This is a genomic window from Enterobacter sp. UPMP2061, from assembly GCF_053709615.1.
In genome coordinates this window covers 152419-172446 of record NZ_JBSKJP010000002.1, presented here as the reverse complement: position 1 = coordinate 172446, position 20028 = coordinate 152419, and the positions used below count along the sequence as shown (strand labels likewise).

At 56.3% G+C, this 20028-nt stretch carries 19 protein-coding genes; 8 read left to right on the top strand and 11 right to left on the bottom strand.

Annotated features, from left to right (window positions below):
• The first annotated feature begins 138 nt into the window (after positions 1-138).
• The 4 genes from cysK (at position 139) to crr (ending at position 4008) form a co-directional block, all read left to right on the top strand.
• Complete coding sequence (gene cysK, locus ACWKXX_RS06355; protein WP_006811453.1) at positions 139-1110, top strand: cysteine synthase A; 972 nt, start codon at positions 139-141, stop codon at positions 1108-1110.
• Positions 1111-1427: 317 nt separating this feature from the next.
• A complete protein-coding gene (gene ptsH, locus ACWKXX_RS06350) occupies positions 1428-1685 on the top strand; it encodes a phosphocarrier protein Hpr (RefSeq protein ID WP_000487600.1) in 258 nt (85 codons plus the stop codon).
• A 45-nt stretch (positions 1686-1730) separates the two neighbouring features.
• Positions 1731-3458 carry a phosphoenolpyruvate-protein phosphotransferase PtsI gene (ptsI, locus tag ACWKXX_RS06345; protein WP_006811455.1) on the top strand — a complete coding sequence of 576 codons (1728 nt, stop codon included), beginning with the start codon at positions 1731-1733 and terminating at the stop codon, positions 3456-3458.
• Positions 3459-3498: 40 nt separating this feature from the next.
• Entirely contained in the window at positions 3499-4008 is a 510-nt protein-coding gene (gene crr, locus ACWKXX_RS06340) for a PTS glucose transporter subunit IIA (protein ID WP_003861316.1), read from the top strand.
• A 44-nt stretch (positions 4009-4052) separates the two neighbouring features.
• Here crr and pdxK read toward each other — a convergent pair whose 3' ends face one another.
• From pdxK to ACWKXX_RS06290, 10 genes are all read right to left on the bottom strand, one after another.
• Entirely contained in the window at positions 4053-4889 is an 837-nt protein-coding gene (gene pdxK / locus ACWKXX_RS06335; RefSeq protein ID WP_015572224.1) for a pyridoxine/pyridoxal/pyridoxamine kinase, read from the bottom strand.
• A 5-nt stretch (positions 4890-4894) separates the two neighbouring features.
• Positions 4895-5806: a cysteine synthase CysM gene (gene cysM / locus ACWKXX_RS06330; RefSeq protein ID WP_017383476.1), complete on the bottom strand. Its 912-nt coding sequence runs from the start codon at positions 5804-5806 to the stop codon at positions 4895-4897.
• A gap of 118 nt (positions 5807-5924) precedes the next feature.
• Positions 5925-7019 carry a sulfate/thiosulfate ABC transporter ATP-binding protein CysA gene (gene cysA, locus ACWKXX_RS06325; RefSeq protein WP_017383477.1) on the bottom strand — a complete coding sequence of 365 codons (1095 nt, stop codon included), beginning with the start codon at positions 7017-7019 and terminating at the stop codon, positions 5925-5927.
• A complete protein-coding gene (gene cysW / locus ACWKXX_RS06320) occupies positions 7009-7884 on the bottom strand; it encodes a sulfate/thiosulfate ABC transporter permease CysW (protein WP_003861305.1) in 876 nt (291 codons plus the stop codon). The genes cysA and cysW overlap by 11 nt, the downstream gene beginning before the upstream one ends.
• Positions 7884-8717, bottom strand: coding sequence for a sulfate/thiosulfate ABC transporter permease CysT (gene cysT, locus ACWKXX_RS06315; RefSeq protein WP_017383478.1), 834 nt, complete (start codon positions 8715-8717; stop codon positions 7884-7886). The genes cysW and cysT overlap by 1 nt, the downstream gene beginning before the upstream one ends.
• Positions 8717-9730 (bottom strand): sulfate ABC transporter substrate-binding protein, encoded by a 1014-nt coding sequence (locus ACWKXX_RS06310; protein ID WP_261666086.1) that lies wholly within the window; start codon positions 9728-9730, stop codon positions 8717-8719. The genes cysT and ACWKXX_RS06310 overlap by 1 nt, the downstream gene beginning before the upstream one ends.
• A gap of 176 nt (positions 9731-9906) precedes the next feature.
• On the bottom strand, positions 9907-10806 hold the full coding sequence (locus ACWKXX_RS06305) for a Dyp-type peroxidase (RefSeq protein ID WP_015572221.1): 900 nt from the start codon (positions 10804-10806) through the stop codon (positions 9907-9909).
• Positions 10807-10898: 92 nt separating this feature from the next.
• Positions 10899-11474: an RpoE-regulated lipoprotein gene (locus ACWKXX_RS06300; protein ID WP_015572220.1), complete on the bottom strand. Its 576-nt coding sequence runs from the start codon at positions 11472-11474 to the stop codon at positions 10899-10901.
• Between the two features lie 63 nt (positions 11475-11537).
• A complete protein-coding gene (locus ACWKXX_RS06295; protein ID WP_261666085.1) occupies positions 11538-11987 on the bottom strand; it encodes a DUF2919 domain-containing protein in 450 nt (149 codons plus the stop codon).
• The gene (locus ACWKXX_RS06290) at positions 11974-12399 is read right to left on the bottom strand and encodes a GNAT family acetyltransferase (protein ID WP_003861292.1); all 426 of its coding nucleotides are present in this window, start codon (positions 12397-12399) and stop codon (positions 11974-11976) included. Before ACWKXX_RS06290 ends, ACWKXX_RS06295 begins: the two co-directional genes overlap by 14 nt.
• 212 nt (positions 12400-12611) lie before the next feature.
• Here ACWKXX_RS06290 and amiA point away from each other — a divergent pair, with 212 nt between their 5' ends.
• Together amiA and hemF are read left to right on the top strand one after the other, a co-directional pair.
• Positions 12612-13487, top strand: coding sequence for an N-acetylmuramoyl-L-alanine amidase AmiA (gene amiA / locus ACWKXX_RS06285; RefSeq protein ID WP_015572219.1), 876 nt, complete (start codon positions 12612-12614; stop codon positions 13485-13487).
• Complete coding sequence (gene hemF, locus ACWKXX_RS06280) at positions 13487-14386, top strand: oxygen-dependent coproporphyrinogen oxidase (protein ID WP_032102767.1); 900 nt, start codon at positions 13487-13489, stop codon at positions 14384-14386. Before amiA ends, hemF begins: the two co-directional genes overlap by 1 nt.
• Positions 14387-14470: 84 nt before the next feature.
• Here hemF and maeB read toward each other — a convergent pair whose 3' ends face one another.
• Complete coding sequence (maeB, locus tag ACWKXX_RS06275) at positions 14471-16750, bottom strand: NADP-dependent oxaloacetate-decarboxylating malate dehydrogenase (protein WP_015572218.1); 2280 nt, start codon at positions 16748-16750, stop codon at positions 14471-14473.
• Positions 16751-17036: 286 nt separating this feature from the next.
• On the opposite strand from maeB, the gene tal reads away from it, so the two are divergent.
• Both tal and tkt read left to right on the top strand, forming a co-directional pair.
• On the top strand, positions 17037-17987 hold the full coding sequence (gene tal / locus ACWKXX_RS06270; RefSeq protein ID WP_017383484.1) for a transaldolase: 951 nt from the start codon (positions 17037-17039) through the stop codon (positions 17985-17987).
• A 19-nt stretch (positions 17988-18006) separates the two neighbouring features.
• Positions 18007-19995: a transketolase gene (gene tkt / locus ACWKXX_RS06265; RefSeq protein ID WP_126495534.1), complete on the top strand. Its 1989-nt coding sequence runs from the start codon at positions 18007-18009 to the stop codon at positions 19993-19995.
• Positions 19996-20028 lie beyond the last annotated feature (33 nt).

The window sequence follows — 20028 nt, the reverse complement described above, 5'->3', positions numbered from 1 at the left end:
GCTTATGCCGCCCCTTATTCCATACTGATCCCCATTATTTCCTTGCAGCATATAGATATGCGATTTCCTTACTTCCCCATACCTGTTCAACAGGTATGCTGGGTCGGTATCCCAATTTCATACAGTTAAGGACAGGCCATGAGTAAGATTTATGAAGACAACTCGCTGACTATCGGTCATACGCCCCTGGTTCGACTGAACCGTATCGGTAATGGACGCATTCTGGCGAAGGTCGAATCTCGTAACCCAAGCTTCAGCGTTAAATGCCGTATCGGTGCGAATATGATTTGGGATGCTGAAAAGCGTGGCGTGCTGAAACCTGGCGTTGAGCTGGTTGAACCCACCAGCGGCAATACCGGTATCGCTCTGGCCTATGTTGCGGCGGCGCGTGGCTATAAGCTGACGCTGACTATGCCTGAAACCATGAGCATTGAGCGTCGTAAGCTGCTGAAAGCGCTGGGTGCGAACCTGGTCCTGACCGAAGGCGCAAAAGGCATGAAGGGCGCGATTCAGAAGGCCGAAGAAATTGTTGCCAGCGATCCGGCAAAGTATCTGCTGCTCCAGCAGTTCAGCAACCCGGCCAACCCGGAAATTCATGAGAAAACCACCGGCCCGGAAATCTGGGAAGATACCGACGGTCAGGTTGATGTGTTTATCTCCGGCGTAGGCACCGGCGGTACGCTGACCGGTGTGTCTCGCTATATTAAAGGCACGAAAGGTAAAAAAGATCTGATTACCGTTGCCGTTGAGCCAACCGACTCACCGGTTATCGCTCAGGCGCTGGCAGGCGAAGAGATCAAACCTGGCCCACACAAAATCCAGGGTATCGGCGCTGGCTTTATTCCAGGCAACCTGGATCTGAAGCTGATCGATAAAGTCGTCGCCATTACCAATGAAGAAGCCATCTCCACGGCGCGTCGCCTGATGGACGAGGAAGGCATTCTGGCGGGTATCTCTTCCGGTGCGGCGGTTGCGGCAGCCCTCAAACTGCTGGAAGATGAAACCTTTACCAATAAGAATATTGTGGTTATCCTACCGTCTTCGGGTGAGCGTTACTTAAGCACAGCACTGTTTGCCGATCTCTTCACAGAGAAAGAACTGCAACAGTGATGCCAGCATGTTAAAAACGCGTAAAAAAGCACCTTTTCAGGTGCTTTTTTGTGGCCTGCTTCAAAGTTTTACCCCTCCTGGCATTGCTTCACCCCGTTGGGTCTGGTATTTAAACCAGCAATTATTTTGATGCGCGAAATTAATCGGTGAACGAAATAGCGCTGCTGAATCGATTTTATGATTTGGTTCAAGTCTTGCTTTCACTGCATAATGTTTAATGACGATTGAAACGTCAGCGCTAACTATACAGGCTAAAGTTAAGTCGCCAGGCTAGACTTTAGTTCCACAACACTAAACCTATAAGTTGGGGAAATACAATGTTCCAGCAAGAAGTTACCATTACCGCTCCGAACGGTCTGCACACCCGCCCTGCTGCTCAGTTTGTTAAAGAAGCGAAAGGCTTCACTTCTGAAATCACCGTGACTTCCAACGGCAAAAGCGCTAGCGCAAAAAGCCTGTTCAAGCTGCAAACTCTGGGCCTGACTCAGGGTACCGTTGTTACCATCTCCGCTGAAGGTGAAGACGAGCAGAAAGCAGTTGAGCATCTGGTTAAGCTGATGGCTGAACTCGAGTAAGTTTACCGGGTTCTTTTCAATATCAGTCACAAGTAAGGTAGGGTTATGATTTCAGGCATTTTAGCATCCCCGGGTATCGCTTTCGGCAAAGCATTGCTGCTGAAAGAAGACGAAATCGTCATTGACCGGAAAAAAATTTCTGCCGACAAGGTTGATCAGGAAGTTGAACGTTTTCTGAGCGGTCGTGCCAAGGCATCTGCGCAACTGGAAGCGATTAAAACTAAAGCTGGCGAAACTTTCGGTGAAGAAAAAGAAGCCATCTTCGAAGGGCACATTATGCTGCTCGAAGATGAGGAGCTGGAGCAGGAAATCATAGCCCTGATTAAAGATAAAGGCATGACGGCCGACGCGGCTGCGCATGAAGTTATCGAAGGTCAGGCATCTGCCCTGGAAGAGCTGGACGATGAATACCTGAAAGAACGTGCGGCTGACGTACGTGACATCGGTAAGCGCCTGCTGCGCAACATCCTGGGTCTGGCCATCATCGATCTGAGCGCGATTCAGGACGAAGTCATCCTGGTTGCCGCTGACCTGACCCCGTCTGAAACCGCACAGCTGAACCTGAACAAGGTGCTGGGTTTCATTACTGATGCAGGTGGACGTACCTCCCACACCTCAATCATGGCGCGTTCTCTGGAGCTGCCAGCCATTGTGGGTACCGGTAGCGTTACCTCCCAGGTGAAAAACGACGACTATCTGATTCTGGATGCCGTAAACAATGTGGTTTACGTCAACCCAACTAACGATGTGATCGAGCAGCTGCGTTCCGTTCAGGAGCAGGTTGCTACCGAGAAAGCGGAACTCGCTAAACTGAAAGATCTGCCAGCTATCACGCTGGACGGCCATCAGGTTGAAGTGTGCGCTAACATCGGTACCGTACGTGACGTTGACGGCGCTGAGCGCAACGGCGCGGAAGGTGTAGGTCTGTATCGTACTGAATTCCTGTTCATGGATCGCGACGCTCTGCCAACGGAAGAAGAGCAGTTTGCAGCGTACAAAGCGGTTGCGGAAGCGTGCGGCTCGCAGGCTGTAATCGTCCGTACCATGGACATCGGTGGCGACAAAGAGCTGCCGTACATGAACTTCCCGAAAGAAGAGAACCCGTTCCTGGGCTGGCGTGCCGTGCGTATCGCCATGGATCGCAAAGAGATCCTGCGTGACCAGGTTCGCGCTATTCTGCGTGCCTCCGCTTTCGGTAAACTGCGCATCATGTTCCCGATGATCATCTCTGTTGAAGAAGTGCGTGCACTGAAGAAAGAGATCGAAATCTACAAACAGGAACTGCGCGACGAAGGTAAAGCATTTGACGAATCCATTGAGATCGGCGTGATGGTGGAAACACCGGCAGCCGCGACCATTGCGCGTCATTTAGCCAAAGAAGTTGATTTCTTTAGTATCGGTACCAATGATTTAACGCAGTACACCCTGGCAGTTGACCGTGGTAATGATATGATTTCACATCTCTACCAGCCAATGTCACCGTCCGTACTGAATTTGATCAAGCAAGTTATTGATGCTTCTCATGCAGAAGGTAAATGGACTGGCATGTGTGGTGAGCTTGCAGGCGACGAACGTGCTACACTTCTGTTGCTGGGTATGGGTCTGGACGAATTCTCTATGAGCGCCATTTCCATCCCGCGCATTAAGAAGATTATCCGTAACACGAACTTCGAAGATGCGAAGGTGTTAGCAGAGCAGGCTCTTGCTCAACCGACAACGGACGAGTTAATGACGCTGGTTAACAAGTTCATTGAAGAAAAAACAATCTGCTAATCCACGAGATGCGGCCCAATTTACTGCTTAGGAGAAGATCATGGGTTTGTTCGATAAACTGAAATCTCTGGTTTCTGATGACAAGAAAGACTCCGGAACTATTGAGATTGTTGCTCCGCTCTCCGGCGAGATCGTCAACATCGAAGACGTGCCGGATGTAGTTTTTGCTGAGAAAATCGTTGGTGATGGCATTGCTATCAAACCAACTGGCAACAAAATGGTTGCTCCAGTTGACGGCACCATCGGTAAAATTTTTGAAACCAACCATGCGTTCTCTATCGAATCCGATAGCGGTATCGAACTGTTCGTTCACTTCGGTATCGACACCGTTGAACTGAAAGGCGAAGGCTTCAAACGTATCGCAGAAGAAGGCCAGCGTGTTAAAGTTGGCGACCCGGTAATTGAATTCGATCTGCCGCTGCTGGAAGAAAAAGCGAAGTCTACCCTGACTCCGGTTGTTATCTCCAACATGGACGAAATCAAAGAACTGATCAAACTGTCTGGCAGCGTCACCGTGGGTGAAACCCCGGTTATCCGCATCAAGAAGTAATTCTTGCCGCACAGAAAAATGGCGCCTTCGGGCGCCATTTTTGTTTATGCCGGCAGGATAAGCTCGTCATAGCCTTTCGACTGCGTATAGATCATAACGTCAGTCACCCGATCGCCCGCCATGCGAATGGCATCGGCAACGGTTTTCCCTCCCACAATGCCGCTGACCAGCTCCGAACAGAACAGATCGCCCGTTCCTTTCAGGTCCGTCTCTACGCGCGGGTGCGCGCTTACGGTAACACCTTCTTCGCTCACCAGCACAACGTGGATATTCTGCGGATCGTCAGACACTGGCGCACTGGTGATCGCTACCCATTTCAGCGAGTCGGACAGCAGCCCCTGCGCGGCGGCAATGGCGCTCTCCGGCGTACGGCACGGTTTGCCGCTCAGCACTTCCAGTTCATACACGTTGGGCGTAATGCCCTGGGCCAGCGGGAGCAGATGCTCACGGTAGGCTTCAGGAATATCCGGCTTCACGTACATCCCGCTATCGATATCCCCAATTACCGGGTCGACCAGCACCAGCAGATCGGGATGTTGCACTTTGATTGCCTTCAGCCACTGCGCCAGCAGCGCGATCTGGCTGGCGCTGCCCATATAGCCGGTGGTGACCGCTTTAAGCTCGCGCAGGATCTCGCGCTCTTCCAGCGCCTTAAGGTAGCCGCTGAACCACTCGTCCGGGATCACCCCGCCGTAGAAGGTGTCGTAGTGCGGCGTATTGCTGAACAGCACCGTTGGCACGGCGGTAACGTTCAGCCGGTGGGTGCGAATATTCGGCACCGCGATGCTGTTTCCCACGCTGCCGTACACCACCTGCGACTGAACGGCGACAATATCGGTTTGCTGCGCCCGGGTGTTATCCCGGAATAAAATCATCTCCATGACGCTTAAATCCCCGCCCCCTGCGAATAACTCTCTTCACCAAAGACGCCGGTAGACAGATAACGGTCGCCGCGATCGCAAATAATCGCTACGACCACCGCCCCCGGCGTGGACTCAGCCACCCGGATCGCACCCGCTACGGCACCGCCAGAGCTGACGCCGCAGAAGATACCTTCACGCACGGCCAGCTCACGCATGGTATTTTCCGCCTCGCGCTGATGAATATCCAGCACCTGGTCCACAAGCTGCGCATTAAAGATGCCCGGCATATACTCCGCCGGCCAGCGGCGGATGCCCGGAATGCTGCTCCCCTCTTCCGGTTGCAGGCCGACAATCGTCACCGGCTTCTCCTGTTCGCGCAGAAAGCGTGACACACCGGTGATCGTGCCCGTGGTCCCCATGCTGGAGACAAAGTGGGTGATGCGCCCGTCGGTTTGCTGCCAGATTTCCGGGCCGGTGGTGGTGTAGTGCGCGTACGGGTTGTCCGGGTTGTTGAACTGGTCGAGAAGCTTGCCTTCCCCGCGCTCCGCCATCGCTAACGCTAAATCTCGCGCCCCTTCCATCCCCTGCTCTTTGCTCACCAGAATCAGCTCGGCTCCATAGGCGCGCATGGCGGCCCGGCGCTCCTGGCTCATGTTATCCGGCATCAGCAACTTCATGCGGTAGCCTTTCAGGGCGGCAATCATTGCCAGCGCGATACCGGTGTTACCGCTGGTGGCTTCGATCAGCACGTCGCCGGGCTTAATTTCACCGCGCTTTTCGGCCTGGACAATCATCGACAGCGCCGCCCGGTCTTTTACCGACCCCGCCGGGTTATTGCCTTCGAGTTTGACCCAGATTTCGCTGCCGTTATCAGGCCCCATGCGCTGAAGTTTGACCAGAGGGGTGTTGCCGATGGTGTGTTCGAGTGTATTCACGATTTTTACTCAATAAAAAAGCCGGGTGGCGCTTAGCTTACCCGGCCTACAAGACGCAGTGATAACTGTAGGCCCGGTCAGCGCAGCGCCACCGGGCGATAAACATACTAATAACCTATCAGGCTGACTCCGCCAGAGCAATATCCTCGCGCGTTTCAATGCGCTCGTTACCGTGATAAATGCGCGCGTGTTGCAGCCCGACAAACAGGCGCTCCCCCCGGTGCGGCGGCACGTCGTCACGCATAACCACGGTCAGCGGCTCGGTGTACCAGCCCAGGGGCTGTACCACCAATTGGGTGTAGTGCCCTTTAGGGCTAGCTTCCAGCACCTGCACCGGAAGCGGTGAATCCAGGCTGGTACGGCGGCTGACGTCCACTTCCCACGGACGCAGGAACAGATCCACTGGCCCCTGATGCGCGGAGGTATACCCCAGCGGCCAGCGGTGCGCGCCAACGTGGAACTGACCGCCGCGAATGGTACCCTGAAGGCGGTTTACTTCCCCCATAAACTCCAGCACAAAGCGGGTCGCCGGTTCACGCCAGAGCTGCTCTGGCTCGTCAACCTGCTCAATGTTGCCCTGACTCATTACCACCACGCGATCGGCCACTTCCATCGCCTCTTCCTGATCGTGGGTCACGAAAACGCTGGTGAACTGGAGTTCCTCATGCAGCTGACGCAGCCAGCGGCGCAGCTCTTTTCGCACCTGTGCATCCAGCGCGCCAAACGGTTCGTCCAGCAGCAGGATTTGCGGTTCAACGGCTAACGCACGCGCCAGCGCCACGCGCTGCTTCTGCCCGCCGGAAAGTTGAGCCGGGAAGCGGTCCGCCAGATGCGCAAGCTGCACCATCTCCAGCAGTTTGGTCACTTTCGCTTTGATGGCGGCGGCATCTGGACGTTCACGACGCGGCAGCACGGTCAGGCCAAACGCGATGTTGTCGAATACCGTCATGTGGCGGAACAGCGCATAATGCTGAAATACAAAGCCCACTTTACGGTCGCGGGCGTGCAGGCGGCTAACGTCCGTACCGTGGAAGCGAATATGTCCGCTGGTCTGGTGTTCAAGCCCGGCGATAATACGCAGCAGCGTGGTTTTACCGGAGCCAGACGGCCCCAGCAGCGCCACCATTTGTCCGGAAGGGATATCCAGCGAGATATCATTCAGCACCTGGGTGCGACCAAAAGACTTCTTAATATTGGCAATCTCAATGCTCATGATTTCCCTCCTGATGCTGACGTTTTTCCTGATTCTCTAAACGCCACTGCACCACACTCTTCAAAAACAGGGTCAAAATCGCCATCAGCGTCAGCAACGCTGCGGCAGTAAAGGAACCGACGGTGTTGTAGTCCTGTTCCAGTAATTCAATCTGTAACGGCAGCGACAGGGTTTCGCCGCGAATCGAGCCGGATACCACCGACACCGCGCCAAACTCACCGATCGCACGGGCGTTGGTCAGCACCACGCCGTAAAGCAGTGCCCAGCGGATATTCGGCAGCGTGACGCGGCGGAACATCTGCCAGCCGGAAGCGCCGAGCAGCACCGCGGCTTCATCTTCATGGCTGCCCTGGCTGAGCATCACCGGCACCAGCTCGCGCACCACGAACGGACAGGTGACAAAGACGGTCACCAGCACCATCCCCGGCCAGGCGAACATGATTTGCAGGTCGTGCTCATCCAGCCAGCCGCCCAGCGGGCCATTGGAGCCGTAGAAGAGCAGATAAACCAGGCCCGCCACCACCGGAGACACCGCAAACGGGATATCCAGCAGGGTCAGCAGCAGCTGACGCCCCGGGAAGTTAAAGCGCGTTACCAGCCAGGCCAGCAATACGCCAAACACCAGATTCACCGGGACGGTGATCAGGGCAATCATCACCGTCAGCCAGATGGCGTGGAGCATGTCCGGATCGGCCAGGTTTTGCAGCGCGGGCATAATCCCTTTACTGAAGGCCTGCACGAAGATGTACACCATCGGCACGACGAGAATGAATGCAGAGACCAGCACGCCGGTACCAATCAGAAACCATTTGCCCCAGTTGATGCGGGGCGCGTCATAGCGCTTCAATTGCGTAACTTCCGCCATCAGTGACCTACCACACGTCGACCAAAGCGACTTTGCAGAGTGTTAATCGAAAACAGTAGCAGCAGCGACGCGGCAAGGATCACCGAGGCAATCGCGCTCGCGGCCGGATAATCAAACTCCTGCAAACGGACAAAAATCATCAGCGAGGTCACTTCGGTTTTCCACGCGATGTTCCCGGCGATAAAAATGACCGCGCCAAATTCACCGAGGCTGCGGGTAAAGGAGAGCGCCACCCCCGCCAGCAAGGCCGGAGAAAGTTCCGGCAGCACAACCTTACGGAAACTCTGCCAGCGCGTGGCGCCCAGGGTCTCCGCAGCCTCTTCGTATTCGGGGCCTAACTCTTCCAGCACCGGCTGCACGGTACGTACCACAAACGGGATGCTGGTGAAGGCCATCGCCACCGCGATACCGATCCAGGTATAGGTCACTTTAATATCAAACTTCGCCAGCCATTCGCCGTAAAAGCCGTTCACGGAGAACAGCGACGCCAGCGTCAGACCGGCCACCGCCGTCGGCAGGGCAAACGGCAGATCCATCAGGGCGTCGAGCAGCGTGCGGCCCGGGAAGCGATAGCGGGTTAAGATCCATGCCATCAGCAGGCCAAACACGCCGTTAAAAATCGAGGCCACGAACGCAGACAGCAGCGTGACCTTGTAGGCCGCCACCACCTGCGGATTGGTGACCACTTCCCAGTACTGGGACCAGCTCATCTCAGCGAGCTGCATCACCAGAGCGCTGAGCGGTAACAATAAAATCAGACAGACGAACAGCAGGCTGGTCCCGAGGCTTAAGGTAAAACCCGGCAGCACACGTCTTGTTGATCCTGCAAACATTACTTACGCCCCGCCGCCAGCAATTTGTCTAACTCACCGCCGCTGGCAAAATGCGTTTTCATCACCTCAGGCCAGGCGCCAAAATGGTCTTCCACGCGGAACAGCTCGGTCTTTGGGAATTTGTCTTTCAGCTTGTTCATCACGTCCGGATTATTAACGCGGTAGTAATAGTCAGTAATCACCGTCTGCGCCTGCGGGCTGTACAGATAGTTGAGATAGGCTTTTGCCGCTTTCTCTGTGCCGTTGGCTTTGACGTTTTTATCCACCCACGCCACCGGGAACTCGGCCAGAACGTTGGTTTTCGGGATAACCACTTCGAAGCCCTGCGCTTCGTACTGTTTACGAATATTGTTCACTTCGGATTCAAAGCTGATCAGCACATCGCCCAGCCCGCGCTCGGCGAAAGTGGTGGTTGCGCCCCGGCCGCCGGTGTCAAACACTTCGACATTTTTCAGGAACTGGGTCATAAACTGTTCGGTTTTCGCTTTATCGTTACCGTCAGCTTTGTCCGCCGCGCCCCACGCCGCCAGATAGGTATAACGCGCGTTGCCGGAGGTTTTCGGATTCGGGAAAATCAGCTTGACGTCAGAACGCACCAGGTCGTTCCAGTCGTGAATGTTTTTCGGGTTGCCCTTGCGCACCAGGAAGCCCATGGTGGAGTAGAACGGCGAACTGTTGTTCGGCAGGCGGCTTTGCCAGTCCGCCGGGATCAGCTTGCCTTTGTCGTGCAGGATCTGCACGTCCGTGACCTGGTTGTAGGTCACCACATCCGCTTTCAGCCCCTGCAAAATGGCCAGCGCCTGCTTGGATGAACCAGCGTGCGACTGTTTGATGGTCAGCTTGTCGCCGTTGTTCTCTTTCGCCCACTGCTGTTCAAATGCGGGATTAAGGGCGGCAAACAGCTCGCGTGAAACATCATAAGAACTGTTCAGCAACTCGGTTGCCTGCGCCTGCGCCACCAGCAGTAAACCTGCCAGTGCCAGCGATCCTTTTTTCAGTACAGTAACGGCCATTGCGCACCCTTATAAATGTGATGACTATCTTATAGTCATAATATTTATAACGGAGTCTAAAGGAGTAACGGTTTTATATACCGTTTGGTGATTTAGAAGCAGAAAAGGGAATAAGGGGTGCGGGAGAAATTGCCGGGTGGCGCTAACGCTTACCCGGCCTACGAATGGAGAGCGATTTACAGCGCCAGCAGGCGCTCAACGGACGGCGCAAAGTAGTAGCCGCCGGTCACCGGACGGGTGAAGCGCAGCATGGCGTCACGCTTGCCGTCGGTATCGCCAAACATGCTCAGCAGCTGCTGTTCGATGTTGTAGAGGCGCGCACAGTAAGCGCAGAAGTACAGGCCGTGCGTACCGCTCGCGGTGCCGTACGGCAAGCTCTGGCGAATAATCTTCAGCCCCTTACCGTCTTCTTTAAGGTCAACGCGGGTCAGGTGGGACGTGACCGGACGCGCATCGCCGTCAATCTCTTCATTGGCGTCTTTGGTGCGGCCAATCATCATCTCCTGGTCATGCACGCTCATGCGGTTAAGCTGCCTGAGGTTATGCTCCCAGCGCTGGACGAACACGTAGCTGCCGCCTGCGTCCACGCCATCCTTGATTACAGCCACCTCGCGACGCGTCTCTTCCCCGGCCGGGTTTTCGGTGCCGTCGACGAAGCCGCTCAAATCGCGCTCTTCCACCCAGCGGAAACCGTGGATCTCTTCCTGCACGTCGATGCTGTCACCAAAGGCCTCAATCGCTGCCTGAGCGACGGAGAAATTCACGTCATGGCGCAGGGAGAGGATATGGATCAGGACGTCATACTGGGTGGCGGGCGCAAGACCTTTGCCATAAGGAATAAAGTCTTTCAGCTCTTCTGCGCCTTCGCCGCCGCTCAGCTGACGCCAGACGGTGTTGCCAAAGGCAACCACCGCGCCCAGATGGGCTTCGGGGAATTTGGCCTGAAAGGTGGCCAGTTTATCAACGAAAATTTTGCTGGCCGCGCGCAGGGCATCCACGTCCCCTTTGACGTTGGCTTCAATCCAAATCGCCGCGCGGCAATGTTCTGGCAAAATGCCACTCTGAACCTGAGACATCGCTCCTCCTGAAAAAAAGATGCCACGACAGCGTGGCATTGATGGCGGCTATTATACCTGGATTTCAGCGAGGCGGCTTGCTCAGGCGCAAATTACTGCTTCCAGATAATTTTGCTCACTTTCCACTTTTTCAGGGTGTCGTCAGAGGGCATTAACCCTTCCGGACCGTTCCAGGTGCCGCTGAATACATAGCTAATGTGCTGGCTGCCGTCGGCCTTACACTCGACCGCCACGCTATCATCCGACGGCACGCTGGCGCAGTGGCCAAACGCTTTCTGGTAGAGCTCGCCAAACGGCGTACCTACCTTCACGCCACCTGAGGTCGGGATCTCTTCATCCATCACCGCAATGCGGTTGACCGTACCTTTATCGCCGTTGATGACCATCGCCACCTTGTCGTCTTTCAACGCTTCGAAATAGCGCACGATGTTGCCGTTCTCGGTTTTCATGCCGCTGCGCAGGCGATAATCACTGCCGATGGCCTCCTGAATGGCATCCTGATCCAGCGCCGTCGAGGCGGTGATTTTGCCCACGCCCTGCTCGGTCACTTCCGTTGAGGAGCCAAACCAGTTCCACGGATAGGCCGCAGACCAGTTGATGGATGAGAGCGTGGAACAGCCGGTTAACGCCAGCGGGAGAGCGCATAAAAGTAAACGCAGCGATTTCATTGAGACGTCCTTACGTAATAAATCAACGCTTGTTGGAGTGCAGTATCGGCAAAAAGTGCCGTTTTAATCTGACTCTTGCATAAAACAGGCGCGTAAACGGGGGTTCGTGACCAGCCACAGCAGCGCGACAATATCCGCCACCACCAGCGCAATCCCGATACCGGAAAGCGGCTCGCCGTACAGCCAGAGCACGGGCTGCCAGATCAGGAGCACAACCTGCGCCAGAATCAACAGCCAGCGAAGCGCGCGCCAGAAGCGCGGGAGGAACTGCCGCCGACCGCTGGACAGGAACGCCAGCACCGCCGGTACACCGGGCAGTAACCCCAGCCAGAACGCATCGTGATCGGGATAAAAGAGATTCAGTAGCGTATCGCCCTGCCCGCGTGACGCGCCAGCCATCACGAACAGCACCCAGGTGCGGGCCTGCAACAGCAGAACGCACCAGAATAAAAAAGGCAGACGCAGACGACCGTTAACATCATAGTCGCCAGGGTGGAACTCAGTACTCTTCATCTTCGATCAGGCGCTTACCCAGCGTCAGTACATCCGCGTGCTCGTAGCCCAGACGTTCATACATGCCCAGCACCACGTCGTTATCTTCCCGCACCATAATCTGGATTTTCGGGCAGCCACGGGCGATCAGTTTCTTTTCCAGACGGTTAAGCAGCGCGTTGGCGATGCCGCGCGCGCGATATTCCGGGTGCACGCCCAGATAGTAGGCCGACCCGCGGTGGCCGTCGTACCCGCCCATTACCGTCCCGACCACCTCGCCGTTGACCTCAGCGACCAGAAACAGACTGACGTCGTGATTCACCTTCCGTTCGATGTCCATTTCCGGATCGTTCCACGGACGCAGCAGATCGCAGCGCTCCCAAAGGGTGATCACCTCTTCGAAATCTTCCTGGCGAAAAACGCGTATCTCCATGGTATTAACCGCCTTTTCGGGTTTAAAAACAGTGATTATGGCGTGAACAGGGCATTTAGCCAATAACCGGGGAAAAACTCGCCAAAATTTGGCATAATGTCACTTTGTCACGTATTGAAATGAAAAGTAAAACAATTCTCAATAAGGAATGTCGTCACGCAAAACGCGATACGATATAACACCAGGACCCCAATTTTTACAATTCAGGCCGCATGAGCACATTCAAACCATTAAAAGCACTCACATCGCGTCGTCAGGTTCTCAAAGCGGGGCTGGCGGCCTTAACGTTAACAGGCATCGCAAAGCAGGCTCAGGCAAAAGAAGAGAGCTCGCTTAAAACCAGTAACGGACACAGCAAGCCGAAAACCAAAAAAGCCGGGGCAAAGCGTCTGGTCATGCTCGATCCGGGCCACGGCGGGATCGACACCGGCGCCATTGGCCGAAACGGGTCGAAAGAAAAACACGTCGTGCTGGCAATTGCAAAAAATGTGCGCGCAATTTTACGCAGCAACGGCATTGACGCCCGCCTGACGCGCACGGGCGACACGTTTATCCCGCTGTACGATCGCGTGGAAATTGCCCATAAGCACGGCGCCGACCTGTTTATGTCCATTCACGCGGATGGCTTCACAAACCCTTCCGCCGCAGGCGCATCGGTGTTCGCCCTCTCCAACCGTGGCGCCAGTAGCGCCATGGCGAAATACCTCTCCGATCGCGAAAACCGGGCGGATGAAGTGGCCGGGAAAAAAGCCACCGACAAAGACCATCTGTTGCAGCAGGTTCTGTTTGATCTCGTGCAGACCGATACCATCAAAAACAGCCTGACGCTCGGCTCGCATATCCTTAAACGGATTAAGCCCGTGCACCGTCTGCACAGTAAAAGCACCGAGCAGGCCGCGTTTGTGGTGCTGAAGTCCCCGTCCATTCCGTCCGTGCTGGTGGAAACCTCGTTCATTACCAACCCGGAAGAGGAGCGTTTACTCGGCACCACGGCGTTTCGTCAGAAGATCGCGAACGCTATCGCCTCCGGGGTCATCAGTTATTTCAACTGGTTCGATAATCAAAAAGCGCACTCCAGGAAACGTTGATGAAACCGAATGCACAGCTGGTCAAAACTTTCCTGATGCAGTTACAGGACGCGATTTGCCAGAAACTGGCCGCCGCAGACGGCGGTGAATTCCAGGAAGATGCCTGGCAGCGCGAAGCGGGCGGCGGCGGGCGCAGCCGCGTGCTGCGTAACGGTGGCATTTTTGAACAGGCCGGGGTCAACTTCTCCCACGTCCACGGTGATGCAATGCCGGCGTCCGCCACGGCGCATCGGCCTGAACTGGCGGGCCGCAGCTTCGAGGCGATGGGCGTCTCGCTGGTGGTGCATCCGCATAACCCGTTTGTGCCAACCAGCCACGCCAACGTGCGCTTTTTCATCGCGGAAAAACCGGGGGCCGATCCGGTCTGGTGGTTTGGCGGCGGTTTCGACTTAACGCCTTACTATGGCTTCGAAGAGGACGCCGTGCACTGGCACACCACCGCGCGCGACCTCTGCCTGCCGTTTGGCGAAGACGTTTACCCGAAATACAAAAAGTGGTGCGATGATTATTTCTATCTGAAGCATCGCGACGAGCAACGCGGCATCGGCGGGCTGTTCTTTGACGATCTCAACACGCCGGATTTTGATACCGCGTTCAGCTTTATGCGCGCAGTGGGTGAAGGCTTTACCGATGCCTATCTGCCGATTGTCGAACGCCGCAAAAACACCGACTACGGCGTTCGCGAGCGTGAGTTCCAGCTGTACCGCCGCGGGCGCTACGTGGAGTTTAACCTGGTATGGGATCGCGGGACGCTGTTTGGCCTGCAAACCGGTGGGCGCACGGAGTCCATTCTGATGTCGATGCCGCCGCTGGTGCGCTGGGAATACAGCTTTGAACCCAAAGAAGGCAGCCCGGAGGCTGCCTTGCGTGAGTTTATTCGGGTTCGGGACTGGGTGTAACCCCCTCACCCCTGCCCTCTCCCAAAGGGAGAGGGAGTATAAATTCCCTCTCCCTTTGGGAGAGGGTTAGGGTGAGGGTAAAAATTACAGCGGCTGCGTCTGTGCCTCAACCACCGCCAGCGCCACCATGTTGACGATACGACGCACGGAGGCAATCGGCGTTAATACATGTACCGGTTTTGACACCCCCATCAGCACTGGCCCTACGGTCACCCCTTCAGAACTCGACACGCGGAGCAGGTTATAGCTGATACGCGCCGCTTCTACGTTCGGCATAATCAGCACGTTCGCCGAGCCTTTCAGCGGGCTGTCCGGCATACGTTCATTACGAATGCTCTCCACCAGCGCGGCGTCGCCGTGCATCTCGCCGTCGATCATCAGCTCCGGCGCACGCTCGCGCACCAGGCCAAGCGTCTGGCGCATTTTGCACGCCGCCGCGGATTTGGATGACCCGAAGTTAGAGTGCGACAGCAGCGCCACTTTCGGCTCGATACCAAAGCGGCGCACGGTTTCCGCCGCCATCACGGTGATTTCCGCCAGTTCGTCCGGGGTTGGATCGTCGTTAACGTAGGTATCGGCGATAAAGGTGTTACCGCTTGGCAGCAGCAGCGCGTTCATTGCGCCGGCAGTATGGACCCCCTCGCGATAGCCGAAGATCTCCTGCACCACGCTGAAATGCTCATGATACTCGCCGATGGTGCCGCAGATCAGCGCATCCGCCTCACCGCGATGAACCATGATCGCGCCGATCACCGTGGTGTTGCTGATCACCGCCCGCTGCGCCTGCTCCTGGGTGATCCCCCGGCGCTTCATGATCGAATAGTATTCGTTCCAGTACTCTTTGAAGCGTGGATCGGATTCGTTATTGACGATCTCAAAGTCGACGCCCGGCTTAATTTGCAGGCCCAGCTTCTGGATACGCATCTCGATCACGCTCGGACGACCAATCAGGATCGGTTTCGCCAGCCCTAAGGTGATCAGCTCCTGCGTGGCATGCAGCACGCGCGCCTCTTCCCCTTCCGCCAGCACCACGCGCTTCGCGTCAGCGCGCGCCTGGGAGAAGATCGGCTTCATAAACAGGTTGGTTTTGTAGACGAACTCGGTGAGTTTATCGACGTAGGCATCGAAATCTTCAATCGGCCGCGTCGCCACGCCAGAGTCCATCGCCGCTTTGGCCACCGCTGGCGCGATCTTCACGATCAGACGCGGGTCAAATGGTTTAGGGATAATGTAGTCCGGGCCGAAGCTCAGATCCTGATCGCCATAGGCGGAGGCCACCACTTCGCTCTGCTCGGCGTGCGCCAGCTCTGCGATAGCATGAACGGCGGCGAGCTTCATCTCTTCGTTGATTGCCGTAGCGCCGACGTCCAGCGCACCGCGGAAGATGAACGGGAAGCAGAGCACGTTGTTCACCTGGTTCGGGTAGTCCGAACGTCCGGTACAGATGATCGCGTCTTCACGCACTGCCTTCGCCAGCGGCGGCAGAATTTCCGGCTCCGGGTTCGCAAGGGCCAGGATCATTGGCGCGCGCGCCATCTTCTGCACCATCTCCTGGGTCAGTACTTTCGGGCCTGAACAGCCGAGGAAAATGTCGGCACCTTCAATGACGTCTTCTAGCGTGCGCTTGCCGTCGTCTTCCACCGCATAGGCCGCCTTGGTTTCCGCCATGTTTGGCTCGCGGTCTTTGTAAATCACGCCTTTGGAGTCGCAGACCACGATGTTGTGTTTCTGCATGCCCAGCGCCACCAGCAGGTTCATACAGGCGATGGCCGCGGCGCCAGCGCCGGAGACCACCATGCGCACGTCGGAGAGGTTTTTCTCCACCACACGCAGACCGTTCAGAATGGCGGCGGTACTGATAATCGCCGTGCCGTGCTGGTCGTCATGGAACACGGGAATGTTCATACGCTCGCGCAGCTTCTGCTCGATATAGAAACATTCCGGCGCTTTGATGTCTTCCAGATTGATGCCGCCGAAGGTCGGCTCCAGCGCCGCCACCACGTTGATGAATTTATCCGGGTCCAGTTCGTCCACTTCGATATCGAAGACGTCGATACCGGCAAATTTCTTAAACAGAACGCCCTTCCCTTCCATCACCGGCTTACCGGCCAGCGCGCCAATGTTCCCTAACCCCAGTACCGCCGTACCGTTAGAGATAACGGCCACCAGGTTGCCACGGGCGGTGTATTTGTACGCTGCCAGCGGATCTTTTTCGATTTCAAGGCACGGGGCAGCTACGCCTGGCGAGTAGGCCAGCGCCAGATCGCGCTGGGTCGCCAGCGGTTTGGTCGGGGATACCTGGATTTTACCCGGAACAGGAAACTCGTGAAAATCGAGAGCGCTTTGTTTTAACTGATCATCCATCTTGTTATTCCTTTCACGTTTCGGTCAAAAAGGGTGATGTTGACGTTCCTATGCACACCCTGGTGTGCCGCATAGTATCGCCGCAGGCAGGCTCCTAAACTTTGAAGGCTGCCAAACTCTCACCATTGCAGAATAAAAATTGTTATCAATTTATAACAGCCATGTTACCCGTCTCAGACAGCAATGCCTCCCCCGTCTGCTATGCTTTTTTGTTAAGTCCATCATGATTTTCTCAGAAGTGTGACCTGACGCACTCGACTAACTCTTTTATTTCCAAGGAGTAATTATGAACCAGCTAGACGGCATCAAACAATTTACCACCGTGGTTGCAGACAGCGGCGACATCGAATCGATTCGTCACTACCAGCCTGAAGACGCGACCACCAACCCCTCGCTGCTGCTCAAGGCGGCCGGTCTTGCGCACTTTAGTCATCTGATTGATGACGCCCTTGCCTACGGCAAACAGCGCGGGAAAACGCAGGAGCAGCAGGTCGCCGAGGCCAGCGACAAGCTGGCGGTCAATATCGGTGCGGAAATTCTTAAAAGCATACCGGGACGCGTCTCCACCGAAGTGGATGCCCGCCTCTCATTCGATCAGGAAAAGAGCATTAACAAGGCTCGCCGCCTGGTGGAACTCTACCAGGAACAGGGTATCGATAAGTCACGCATCCTGATCAAGCTTGCCTCCACCTGGGAAGGCATCCGCGCGGCGGAAGTGCTGGAGAAAGAGGGGATCCACTGCAACCTGACGCTGCTGTTCTCCTTCGCCCAGGCGCGCGCCTGCGCCGAAGCGGGCGTGTTCCTGATTTCACCGTTTGTCGGGCGTATCTACGACTGGTATCAGGCGAAACAGCCGATGGACCCGTATGTGGTGGACGAAGATCCCGGCGTGAAATCGGTGCGTAATATCTACGATTATTACAAGCAGCACCGCTACGAGACCATCGTGATGGGGGCCAGCTTCCGCCGCACCGAGCAGATCCTCGCGCTCGCGGGCTGCGACCGGCTGACCATCTCCCCTGACCTGCTGAAAAAGCTTCAGGAGAGTGAAGAGACGGTGATCCGCAAGCTGGTGCCAACCTCCACCGTTCTGCCAAAACCAAAACCCATGACCGAAGCGGAATTCCGCTGGGAGCACAATCAGGATCCAATGGCCGTGGAAAAACTGGCGGACGGCATCCGTCAGTTCGCCGTCGACCAGCGCAAACTCGAAGATCTTCTCGCCGCCAAACTTTAACCTTGCCACGGAGTGAACTATGTCCCGTAAAGAGCTCGCCAACGCCATTCGCGCCCTCAGCATGGATGCCGTACAAAAAGCCAATTCCGGCCACCCTGGCGCCCCCATGGGTATGGCTGATATCGCCGAAGTACTGTGGAACGACTTCCTGAAGCACAACCCGACCGACCCGACCTGGTATGACCGCGACCGTTTTATTCTCTCCAACGGTCATGCCTCGATGCTGCTCTACAGCCTGCTGCACCTTTCCGGCTACGATCTGCCGCTTGAGGAGTTAAAAAACTTCCGCCAGCTGCACTCCAAAACGCCGGGCCACCCGGAGATCGGCTATACGCCGGGCGTTGAAACCACTACCGGCCCGCTGGGCCAGGGGCTGGCGAATGCCGTTGGCCTGGCGATTGCCGAACGTACGCTGGCCGCGCAGTTCAACCAGCCTGACCACGAGATTGTCGATCACTACACCTATGTCTTTATGGGTGACGGCTGCCTGATGGAGGGGATCTCCCACGAGGTCTGTTCTCTGGCGGGCACCCTGGGGCTGGGCAAGCTGATTGGCTTCTACGATCACAACGGTATCTCCATTGACGGGGAAACCGAGGGCTGGTTTACCGACGATACGGCGAAACGCTTTGAAGCCTATCACTGGCACGTGGTGCACGAGATCGACGGTCACGATCCAGAGGCGGTGAAAAAAGCGATTCAGGAAGCGCAGAGCGTGAAGGACAAACCGTCCCTGATCATCTGCCGCACCACCATCGGCTTCGGCTCGCCGAACAAAGCGGGCAAAGAGGAGGCGCACGGCGCGGCGCTGGGTGAAGAGGAAGTGGCGCTGACCCGCCAGAAACTGGGCTGGAAACACCCGGCCTTTGAGATCCCAAAAGAGATCTACAAGGCCTGGGATGCTCGCGAAACAGGTGAAAAAGCGCAGCAGGCCTGGAACGAGAAGTTTGTCGCCTACAAAAAAGCGTATCCGGAGCTGGCGGCTGAGTTTACCCGCCGCATGAGCGGCGGCCTGCCGGAAGACTGGGAAGAGAAAACCCAGGCGCTGATTGAAAACCTGCAATCCAACCCGGCGAAAATTGCCACCCGTAAGGCATCACAAAACACCCTTAACGCGATTGGCCCAATCCTGCCCGAACTGCTGGGCGGCTCGGCGGATCTGGCGCCAAGTAACCTTACCATCTGGTCCGGCTCTAAATCCCTGAAGGAGGACATTGCCGGGAACTACATCCACTACGGCGTGCGCGAGTTTGGGATGACCGCCATTGCCAACGGCATCGCCCACCATGGCGGCTTCGTGCCGTACACCGCCACCTTCCTGATGTTTGTCGAATATGCCCGTAACGCGGCGCGTATGGCGGCCCTGATGAAGGCGCGGCAAATCATGGTGTACACCCACGATTCCATCGGGCTGGGTGAAGATGGGCCGACGCACCAGGCGGTAGAGCAGCTGGCGAGCCTGCGCTTAACGCCAAACTTCAGCACCTGGCGTCCTTGCGATCAGGTGGAAGCGGCAGTGGGCTGGAAGCTGGCCGTAGAGCGTCATAACGGACCCACGGCGCTGATCCTGTCGCGCCAGAACCTGGCGCAGATCGAGCGCACGCCGGAGCAGGTGAAAAATATCGCCCGCGGCGGGTACATCCTGAAAGACAGCGGCGGCAAGCCAGACGTGATCCTGATCGCCACTGGTTCCGAGGTGGAAATCACTGTAAAAGCGGCGGAGAAACTGACCGCCGAGGGTCACGCGGTGCGCGTGGTTTCCCTCCCTTCAACGGATATCTTTGATGCTCAGGATGAGGCGTACCGCGAATCGGTGCTGCCTTCAAACGTCGCGGCGCGCGTGGCGGTTGAAGCTGGCATTGCCGACTACTGGTACAAATACGTGGGCCTGAAAGGGGCAATTGTCGGGATGCATGGTTACGGTGAATCCGCCCCGGCCGACAAGTTGTTCCCGTATTTCGGCTTTACCGTTGAAAACGTGGTGGAGAAGGCGCTAAGCGTGCTGTAGTGCTTTTGCCGGGTGACGCTGTCGTTTACCCGG